This window comes from Vibrio clamense (assembly GCF_050337905.1).
Lineage (GTDB): Bacteria > Pseudomonadota > Gammaproteobacteria > Enterobacterales > Vibrionaceae > Vibrio > Vibrio cortegadensis.
The window spans coordinates 1-789 of sequence record NZ_JAKJTJ010000071.1; the positions used below are offsets into that span (position 1 = coordinate 1).

Consider the following 789-nt stretch of genomic DNA (forward strand, 5'->3'; position numbering starts at 1 on the left):
CTTCTCTATCACTGAAGCTGGCTTGTGGACTTTCACCTTAGATAATACCAATCCAAAAGTACAAGCACTTTCAGCGGGACAACAAACAACCGAAGTCATCAACGTTACATCAGCAGACGGCACACAAAAACAAGTGACCGTGACCATTAATGGAGCAGATGACCAGTCGACGATAACCGGAACGTCTACCGGCACCGTCACTGAAGACCAATATKTACAGGCCAATGGTAAACTCGTTGCCCATGATGTGGATGCACAAGACCACACCCACTTTGTTGCACAACAAARTGCTCAGGGGCAATACGGCACCTTTAATTTATCACCCGATGGATCATGGGATTACCTGCTTACCTCGCAAAAGCTGACCAGTGCAGACACCGTGACCGAGCATTTCATGGTGCACACCTCCGACGGTACACAGCMAGAGATTGTGGTCACAGTTAAAGGGCATGATGATCAAGCACACATTACGGGATTCACCACCGGTGTTGTCACTGAAGATGGTCAATCAACGGTGTCTGATCAACTGTATGTCGCCGATCAGGATRCACAGCAAGATCACTTCACCKCRCAAAYGGATACRCCCACACAGTATGGGCACTTCTCTATCACTGAAGCTGGCTTGTGGACTTTCACCTTAGATAATACCAATCCAAAAGTACAAGCACTTTCAGCGGGACAACAAACAACCGAAGTCATCAACGTTACATCAGCAGACGGCACACAAAAACAAGTGACCGTGACCATTAATGGAGCAGATGACCAGTCGACGATAACCGGAACGTCTAC

Annotated in this window: 1 protein-coding gene; it reads left to right on the forward strand. The window is 47.8% G+C overall.

Translation table 11 applies throughout. From position 1 onward, the window contains the following. Positions 1 to 789, forward strand: a 789-nt coding sequence (locus L4C39_RS20150) for a VCBS domain-containing protein (protein WP_429747761.1), incomplete at both ends; no start/stop codon positions are given.